Genomic DNA, 6,789 nt, shown 5'->3' with positions numbered 1-6,789 from the left:
GGCTAAAGCCCTGAGCTTCTTCTGCATTTCCTTAGTTATCCGAACGCTGATTACGGTTTCTGCTTTTTTCATCATACTACATTATACTACATAATGCTACGCCTGTCAAGTTAATTCGTATTTAATCTTTTCCAGCTTAAATTGCTTGACACAAGCCAAGCCATCCGCTATTCTATCCTATGCCTGCCGCAAGGCGGGCAGACTGATTCATGAAATAAGTTTTGGTAGGCCGGGGGCGGAATCGAACCGCCTTCTCGTCCTTGCAGAGAGCGTATCCTGCCATTAGACGACCCGGCCATTCTGATGGGGCGGCGCGTGCACGCAGAGGGATTTGCTCTCGGAGCACCTTAGCGCGCCGCCCCAAACTTTTTCCACAAAAAAAGGAAAGTGCTGCCATTTACCGCACCCATAAGGGCGCGACTTGTGCCATTACTTTCCTTCCGTGCCGCCGAGCCAAGCTCGGCAGTCTTTTATTATACGCTGCCGCCAGGGTCGTTGTCAAGGGGCCAGCGCCAAAAAATCATGTATTCATCATGACTTACAAGACACGCGGGGTGTATTACAGGCTCATTTGCCCCTTTTTCCAACTCATCTACGCCACCACCATTCTACGAAACGAAACCGCTAAGTGGCGTCAATAAAGGGCTTTTTAATTCGCCAACTGGCTGCTGGCCTCCGGCTACCGACCCCCAGCCCCTGACGGCTCCTTTATTCCTCCAGCGTCTTCGTCAACCGCTCGTAGTATTTCTCGGGAACGGCGCACGCATTTCCCTCGCGGTCCACGGGGATGTGGAGCGTTTCGCCCTCGGAGACGAGCGCACCGTCGGAGGAGCGCTGCACGCGGTAGGCGAACTCGATGCGTTTCTTGCGCAGGTCCTTGAGGCGCGTCAGCACGACCAGGTCGTCCTCGAAGCGCGCGGGCGCCCGGTAGCGGCAGACGGCCTCCACCACGGGCAGGGCCACGCCGTCGGCTTCCACCTCGGCGTAGGAAAACCCGGCGGCGCGGCAGAACTCGGTCCGTCCGGTCTCGAGCCACACGATGTGCGCCGCGTGGTGGGCGACGCCCATCTTGTCGGTGTCGGCGTAGCGCACGCGGACGGGCGTCTGCGACACCAAAGGCATGACCGCCGCCCCTCAGTTCCGGGCCCCCACCACGTCGTACTGCTCGTGGTGGTAGGTGGGCTCGTTCTGCAGAACGATGAACTTCTGGGTGGCCTCCTCAAGGTCCTTGAGAAAGCCGTCCTGCGCCCGAAGCTCCTTCAGAATGTCGGGGTGGCCCTTGATGAGAATCCTCTCGCCGCTCAGTTTTTTGGCCAGCCGGAGGACGCGGCGGCGAATCTCGTAGGAAATCGTGCGCTCGTTCTTGATTCGCCCCGCGCCGTCGCAGTAGGGGCACGGGGAGCAGAGCATGCGCTGCAGATTCGCGCGCGAGCGCTTGCGCGTCATCTCGACCAGGCCGAAATCGCTGATTTGCAGAATCTTGGACTGGGCCCGGTCCCTGCGCAACTCATCGCGAAAGGCCTGGAGAACGCGGCGGCGGTTCTTGAGATTTTCCATGTCGATGAAATCGATGACGATGATGCCGCCCAAATCGCGCAGGCGAATCTGGCGCACCACCTCCTTCACGGCGACCATGTTGAGCTGGAAGACCGTGTCCTCGAGATTCTTGGAGCCGACGAAGCGCCCCGTGTTGACGTCGATCGCCACGAGCGCTTCGGTCTGGTTGATGACGATGTGGCCGCCCGAGGGAAGCCACACCTTGCTTTCGAGGCTTCTCTGTATCTCCTGCTCGACGCCGTACTTCTCGAACAGCGGCAGCATCTCGTCGTGCAGCCGAAGCGTGCCCTTCCAGTTGGGGCTGAAGTGATGGAGGTAGTCTTCGACCTGCTCGTGCGCGCGCCGCGAGTCCACCACAATCTTGGTGACGTCCTTGGACAGGTAGTCGCGCATGGTCTTCACCAAGGGGTCCGTGTCCGTGTGGAGGAGCGTCTCGGAGGGGCTGGAGCGGGCGCGCTGCTTAATTTCCTCCCAGAGCTTGATGAGGCTGTTGATGTCGTCCCGGAGATCGTTGTCGGCGACGCCCCTTGCGGCCGTGCGGATGACGAAGCCGTCGGAGGGCTGGCGGTTCCGTCCCACGACGCGCCGCAGGCGGCCCCGCTCGCGGCGGTCGTCAACGCGCCTCGAGATTCCCAGAATTCCCGTGCCCGGCATGTAGGCCAGGTAGCGCCCCGGAAGCGCGATGCGCGTCGTCACGCGCGCCCCCTTCGTGCCCACGCGCTCCTTGGCAATCTGCACCAGGAGCTCCTGCCCGGAGCGGACGTAGTCCTCGATGCGGGCGTTGTCGGGCACGCGGCCCGCGCGGAAAGTGCGCTTGCCCGGCGTGAGGTAGTCCCGGTAGGAGCGGTGGTTCGCAATCACGTCGGAAACGTGAAGGAACGTGTCGCGCTCCAGCCCCACCGCCACGAAGGCGCTCTGGATGCCCGGCAGGACCTTCCCGACGCGTCCCTTGTAGATGTTTCCGGCCGCGCCCTGGGACGTTTCACGCTGGATGAAGACTTCCGCGAGCTTGCCGTCCTCGAGCATGGCGACGCGGGTCTCGGAGCGCTCGACGTTGACGTAAATTTCCTTCTTCACTTCCTTGCCATGGTATCGCAACCGGCAGCGCCCAAGCAAACCGCTTCATCCCGCCCTTTGCCATGGCGGGCCTCCCTGGTATACGATAAAGCCTGACGAAACGTTACAGACCCCACAGGAGGTAGCTGGCAATGAACGTGGAAATCGTCTACTGCAGCGCTTGAAACTATGAACCGCAGGCCGTCAGTTTGACGGAAGCGCTTCTCAACGAATTCAAGCGTAACATTAAAAGACTGGAGCTCGTCCCGAGCGACGGAGGACGGTTCGAGGTGAGCCTGAACGGCGAACTTGTTTACTCCAAGCTCCAGACGGGAGAGTTTCCCAAAAACGCCGCCATCGTGAAAGAAATCAAAAAGCGGCGATAGAAAAAGGGGCCAGGGGCCAGTCACCAGCCGTCAGTTAATGGATTTCTCCTTTGGCTGATCCCTGACGGCTGACCCCTGGTCCCTTTCTTTCAGGCTTTCGAGACCTGCACGACGTCGCCCGCCATCTTGCTGATGGTGAGGATGCTGATGCGCTGCCAGGTAATGTCGTTCGAATAGATGATGTGGAACTTGTAGCGCTGGTCGGCGGGCGTGTCTTGGAGGCGCTTGATCCACTTGACGAGCGTCAGAATGCCGGAGGAGTTAAGGTACGTGAGGTTTCGCAGATCAAGGCGCACCTCGGGCGCGTTGTTCGACGTGGCCTCGGTGTGCACCTGCTCGTAGTAGGGACTCAGGACAGAGGAGGGATCGCGCATGTCGATGTTGCCGGTGAAGCGCAGTTCCACGCCTCCCTCGGGAATGTCGACGGGCTCAATGCGTAGGGTATCCGCGGTAAAGGGCTCCAAAGCGAGTTTTGTCATGTCGTGGCCTCCTCGGCATTCGAAACCAGGGGAAACGTGGCCTCCACGTGAACGCGGTCGCCGTTGATACTGACCGTCAGCACCGCGCCGGTTTCATAGCGTATCCGCGCGAGGCCCAGCTGGCTTTTTCCGTCGGTTCGGTTTGCAGCTTCCATGAGCTTTGCCATGTAGGCCTCCTCGGGATTTTTTTGGCAGATGCCTTTGATCTCGCCCTGAAGTTCCTTGATGTGTTCCGCCGTGCTCTGGTTTTCGACACGCGCCACCACCTTGTTGTGCTTTCCCAGGATCGAGGCGCTCACCGTGGTGTCAGGGCCCGAGGAATATTTTACGGCGTTTTCCAAGAGCTCGCTTACGGCCAGCGAGATTCGCTCGGCATGGATTTTGTCCTCCAAGCCGATGGCAAAGAAGTGTGCCACGAAGCCGCGGACGCAGCTGATGTACGTCCAGCGCGGCCCGAAGCTCAACTCCATGTGGTCCTTGCCGACCTTGGCTTGAACGGCTTCTTTTTCCTTTTTTTCCGCCATATCATGCCTCCCGTTTAAGAACCATGAGGGTTATGTCATCGTCTTGTATGTGCATCCATTTTCTGACCTCTTTGAGGACGGCGTTATGGATATCGGCCGCCTTCTTGCTAGCATTCTCCGTGAGGGTCTTCTTGAAACGCTCCATGTTAAACAGTTCACCGTTAACGTTCTTGGCTTCCACCACGCCGTCGGAATAAAGAATTAACACGTCGTCAGGATACAGAAGAAGCGTGTTGTTTTCAAGAGCGTGCCCGATTTCCTCGAACGCGCCGACCCATGCACCCTGGGTGGCCACGGTCTCGCACCGATCCTCGCGGGCGCGGTAGAGCAGGAAATCGTCATGCGCGCCGGTGTAGGAAAATCGGCCGTCTCCCTCATACGCAAGAAGCACGATGGTCATAAAGGCGTCGTTTCCCATGCGCTTCGTATTGTCGCAAAGGACGCGGTTCACGGCATGGAGAGCCGTTTTCGGATCGGTGTCCGGGTGCTGCATGATGTGCGAATGCAGGGCCGATTCGGCCATCATCATAATGAGCCCCGACGTGACGCCGTGCCCGGAGACGTCCCCGATGGCGAGCCACGAGCGGCCGTCTTGCTGAAGGAAGTCGTAATAGTCGCCTCCCACCTCGTCCGCCGTGTGCATGGAGGCGGCCGTGTCGAAGCCCGGGATCTCGACGCGCGGGGGAAGAAGCACCGTCTGAATCTTCTTGGCGAGCTGCATCTCGCCCCAGAGGGCCTTCCGGGCGGTTTCGATCTGCTCGTTCGCGCGCCGCATCTCCTCGTTCGCGGCCTCGAGGCTTTTCATCTGCTCCTCGATGCGCTCCCGCATCTGGTTAAAGGAATTGGCGAGCACGCCCACCTCGTCGTCCGAATGCACGTCCACCCCCCTTGAGAGATCGCCCTCCGAGATGCGAACGGCCCCCTGCACAATCGTGCCTATGGGGCGCGTGATGCGGTTCGCGAAAAACGTGGCGAAGACGCCGGCCAAAAGGATGCCCAGCGCGGCGAGTCCGATGTTGTACCAGAGTGTTCGCCGGATAAGCATCTGGGTCCGCTCGGGAGAGATGCCCACCTCGGCGTAGCCCACGGGAATGCGCTCGATCTTTGTTTCGGCTTCCTGGGCCGAGGGAGCCCCCTCGGCCTCCTCGAAGCCGAAGAAGTCCGCCTCCGCCGTCGTGGGCACCTGGCGATCCAGAATAAGCGGCGCGCGGACGTTATAATAGGAGTTGCCCTCCGCATCGCGGTGTTCCTCGATATCGCTTGCGAGGTATTCCAAAACGGCCTTCTCCTCGCCCGGCCCGGCCCACGTTTCCTTCCCCTTTTCGTCAATCTGGTTACGCTGCATGTCCGAGAAGCGAACGTAGAGCACGTCCGGCTCTCGCAGCACGCCTTCCATGAGGGGACCGTAGGTTTCCGAATCCTCGCTGTAGACCGAAAAAGCGCTGTTGAACGCGATCCCCTGCGTCAGGGTGCGACCGAGGTCAAGAAGCTTGTCGATCTGCGCCGTACGCATCTGGTAGGTGGAGTAGCCACCCAAAACCGCGCCCAGGAGAACTATAAACGCGACGCTCACCAGGGTAAGGCGCGTGCGCAGGCTTTTTCGTCGGGGGATGGAGTGCGAATGGATCGCCATGGCTTACTCGACGGTTCGGTCCACGAACTTTTGTGCCTCGGGCGGAACCGAAATTTTCAGCGTATCCGCCACCTTGCGGTTCAGCACCACCTCCACGTGGCGCGCCTTCTCCACGCCGATGGACTTGGGGGTGTCACCGCTTTCGAGGATGCGTTTCACCACTTCCGACGTTTGCTGCCCCACGCCGCGATAGGTTGCCTGGATGGCAAAGCACGCTCCAAGCTTGAAAAATTTCTCCGCCGGCGCCACGACGGGAATGCTCCGCTTCGTGGTTTCGAGGGCCAAAAACTTGAGCGCGTCCACGGTCAGGATGGAGGACTCGGGATAGAGCCACCATGCCTGCACCTTGTTGGCGACGGCACGGAAACTGGACGGCACGTCCTTGTCCGACGACGCCGCCTGGGCCTGAAGCTCGATGCCGTAGCGCGCCGCTTGTTCTTTCGCCTTCTCCATCTCGGCTTTCGACGAGTCGGGGTTGTAGAGGACGCCGAGGGTCTTGACATTGGGCAGGATCTTGCTCAGGCGCTCGAACTGGATGCCGTAGTCCACGTCGGGCGTGACGCCGGCGACGTTGCCCTGCGTCGTGTCGTAGAGCTTTTCGGGACGGAGCACCATGGCGAATACGACGGGGGTGCTCTTCTCGTTCGATGCCGCGACCTTGAGCGCCGTGCCGCCCACCGACACGATGACGTCGGGCGTTTTCGCCGTGATCTTCTTCAGGGTGCTTTTGCCGGCACCTTCCTCCCCGCCGAGGTCAAAGTCCATAAAGGAGTCTCCCTTAAGGGAATCCTTCAGTCCCTGAACGGCTTCCGCGTAAGGGCCCAGATTCTTGCTCAGAAGCACGGCGACCTGCGCCGCCGCAATGGGTACGGGAAACAAGACGGCGCTCAGCATGGCGGCGGCCATCCCGGCGATGCGCCCCGGGGCGCGTCTCGGGACACCTCCGGAGAAAACAACAAAGCCTTGCACGGTTTCACAGCCCTTTCCGATAGGAGACCATGGCGCGGATGTCACGCCGGGGGTGCCAGTAGGTGCTCATGGCGTCGCTGTGGAGGGGGGCGTTATTGAACACGTTGTGAATTTGTGCGGAGAAAACGAAATTTTTCACGCGGACCCCGCCGCTCAGGTACCCGAACATGTGGTGCTCCGAGATC

At 60.2% G+C, this 6,789-nt stretch carries 8 protein-coding genes and 1 tRNA gene; 1 reads left to right on the top strand and 8 read right to left on the bottom strand.

What is annotated here, in order from left to right; all coding sequences use genetic code 11:
* Positions 1-226: 226 nt before the first annotated feature.
* From JSV08_02960 to JSV08_02950, 3 genes are all read right to left on the bottom strand, one after another.
* A tRNA-OTHER gene (locus JSV08_02960) sits at positions 227-297 on the bottom strand.
* 411 nt (positions 298-708) lie between these two features.
* Positions 709-1,122: an acyl-CoA thioesterase gene (locus JSV08_02955; GenBank protein ID UCF81387.1), complete on the bottom strand. Its 414-nt coding sequence runs from the start codon at positions 1,120-1,122 to the stop codon at positions 709-711.
* Between the two features lie 12 nt (positions 1,123-1,134).
* Positions 1,135-2,634, bottom strand: a complete 1,500-nt coding sequence (locus JSV08_02950) for an Rne/Rng family ribonuclease (GenBank protein ID UCF81386.1) — start codon at positions 2,632-2,634, stop codon at positions 1,135-1,137.
* A gap of 188 nt (positions 2,635-2,822) precedes the next feature.
* Between JSV08_02950 and JSV08_02945 the strand changes: the two genes are divergently transcribed.
* Positions 2,823-2,999 (top strand): Rdx family protein, encoded by a 177-nt coding sequence (locus JSV08_02945; GenBank protein ID UCF81385.1) that lies wholly within the window; start codon positions 2,823-2,825, stop codon positions 2,997-2,999.
* Between the two features lie 89 nt (positions 3,000-3,088).
* Here JSV08_02945 and JSV08_02940 read toward each other — a convergent pair whose 3' ends face one another.
* The 5 genes from JSV08_02940 to JSV08_02920 form a co-directional block, all read right to left on the bottom strand.
* Positions 3,089-3,478 (bottom strand): hypothetical protein, encoded by a 390-nt coding sequence (locus tag JSV08_02940; protein UCF81384.1) that lies wholly within the window; start codon positions 3,476-3,478, stop codon positions 3,089-3,091.
* Entirely contained in the window at positions 3,475-4,002 is a 528-nt protein-coding gene (locus JSV08_02935; protein UCF81383.1) for a hypothetical protein, read from the bottom strand. Before JSV08_02935 ends, JSV08_02940 begins: the two co-directional genes overlap by 4 nt.
* Position 4,003: 1 nt before the next feature.
* The gene (locus JSV08_02930) at positions 4,004-5,635 is read right to left on the bottom strand and encodes a SpoIIE family protein phosphatase (protein UCF81382.1); all 1,632 of its coding nucleotides are present in this window, start codon (positions 5,633-5,635) and stop codon (positions 4,004-4,006) included.
* A 3-nt stretch (positions 5,636-5,638) separates the two neighbouring features.
* Positions 5,639-6,604 carry a hypothetical protein gene (locus JSV08_02925; GenBank protein UCF81381.1) on the bottom strand — a complete coding sequence of 322 codons (966 nt, stop codon included), beginning with the start codon at positions 6,602-6,604 and terminating at the stop codon, positions 5,639-5,641.
* Between the two features lie 4 nt (positions 6,605-6,608).
* Positions 6,609-6,789: hypothetical protein (locus JSV08_02920; protein UCF81380.1), on the bottom strand; the 181-nt coding region annotated here is incomplete at its 5' end.

Source organism: Acidobacteriota bacterium (assembly GCA_020349885.1).
Classification (GTDB): Bacteria; Acidobacteriota.
This window is presented reverse-complemented; position numbering and strand designations above follow the sequence as displayed.